General features: G+C 43.8%; 2 protein-coding genes. One reads left to right on the top strand and one right to left on the bottom strand.

Going from position 1 to position 1,691, the window contains the following annotated elements; genetic code table 11:
• The first annotated feature begins 357 nt into the window (after positions 1–357).
• Positions 358–696: a hypothetical protein gene (locus tag QUA70_RS25305; protein ID WP_333410716.1), complete on the top strand. Its 339-nt coding sequence runs from the start codon at positions 358–360 to the stop codon at positions 694–696.
• 730 nt (positions 697–1,426) lie between these two features.
• Here the strand turns inward: QUA70_RS25305 and QUA70_RS25300 are convergent.
• Complete coding sequence (locus QUA70_RS25300) at positions 1,427–1,579, bottom strand: hypothetical protein (RefSeq protein WP_333335406.1); 153 nt, start codon at positions 1,577–1,579, stop codon at positions 1,427–1,429.
• Positions 1,580–1,691 lie beyond the last annotated feature (112 nt).

The following is a 1,691-nucleotide window of genomic DNA, read 5'->3' as shown; positions in this document are numbered from 1 at the left end:
TTATGAGTTAGCTCTAGGGGGATTAAATTGAAAACCTTCTATTATAGCATAGATTTTTTTTGCAAGAGGTCTAATGTGAACGATTCAAACTCATTGAAATTATTAAGTCCGTCGAACCGTGAGCCTAAGTTAATAAGTTTAGATTATTAAGTTGCGAGTTCAGTCTGCAAAGCCCTAATGACAACAACACAACAAGGCGCTGCACCCGACCGCCTAAAGTCCATTCGTTCCTCACTCCCTTTCGAGAGCGGGTGAGCTTGGTCGTTAGACCGCTTGATAAACCATGTCACTTATCCTGATGAAGCTGTAGCGGTTTCAACCCCTAGGCTAGAGAATAAATATAACAAAGCTGGCAAAGTGCCAGAAAAGCAACGCATTAAACCAACGAAACTAGCTATGACAATTGGCAAGCTTGAACTCATCATCAAAATTAACGAACTACCGAACAACGTAGAGACTAACAAAGACAACTGGAAAACCTTTGAGCTTGACTGTGACGGTCGGGTAGTGTCTGTTACTGTTAAGCCAAAAATATGGAAGAAGCTTGAGGATGCTGCTACCAACTATCCCATGTGGGTAGCTGCTATCGGTGGCAAGATGGGTGAATCAACCTCTAACGGCTTTGTGCTATCAGACCCAAATATCCAAGTCTTTGAGAAAAAACCGAAGGAACCTAAACCTGAAGCAGAGCAGTGACAGAGGTTTGAGTAGCAATTGTGCAGAAACTTGCGAACAGGGCCCAAAGCCCCGCTTAGCAAAGATTTAAGCTAAATCAGTTAGCAAGCCAATTTGAGGTAAATGGCTTGTATCTCCGCCTATCCCTTTATAGAAATAGTGGCTTCCTTATTCACTATCGATTAACCGAGGAATCAACCAGGAGCGATCCGGCTACCCAACAAGCCGATCGCCCCCAATTTCTCCATGACTAGACCGAAAAATCGAACAGCAATATGCTGATTTATGCGAATTTATGCAAAATTATGTGTTCGCCCCTGGTTATCTCTTCAATTCTGAAACGGAAGAGGCAACCACTGACAGAAGCTATGGGCGATCAGCTTTATTAACTTTTGTTAGAAATTGTTAGCTTTTATGCCTTTCCCGGTTGTTGCCGGAGAACTCACAAGCTGTTTGAACTGGGCAAATTCCACCAGCAGCCAACGATCGCCTGTTTGATTCTATGAGCTCCGTCATGGGCGATCGAGCTGTCGCTCAAGCCGATCACTCGCTACCCAGGTGTGACGGCAGGAATTGATGCCTGTGCTGCCACAAAAGTCGCCACAACAACAGGAGCAATGTGAGCAGTCGGCACAGTCGAAGAGCGGGTAAAAATCAAGCGCCTTAACACCTAGAATGCCCCATTCATAAAGGTGCATTATTTTTTCTCTGCACGTAAAAGTCAGGTTTGTACGGACAAAACCATTGCTTGCTACTGAGAGAGAACAACTATAAGCAGTCCCAACAGGTCAAGGCACAAACAGCACAAAAAAGCAGCAATTTGACCGACAAATTCAGGCATTTGCAGGATATTTTCGGGTAAATACAGGTAGAGTGCAGCCCCTGCAAATGCCTGTAATCTCACTGATTTTATACGGCACTTGCCTGACTTTATACTGCACTTGCCTGACTTTAGGGCGCACAAAAATTAGCTATTTTTTAGCGTTTTTAACAAAAACTGAATTGAATTAATAGTC

Origin of the sequence: Microcoleus sp. LAD1_D5 (assembly GCF_036702115.1) — a bacterium.
In the GTDB taxonomy this organism is placed as follows: domain Bacteria; phylum Cyanobacteriota; class Cyanobacteriia; order Cyanobacteriales; family Microcoleaceae; genus Microcoleus.
This window is presented reverse-complemented; position numbering and strand designations above follow the sequence as displayed.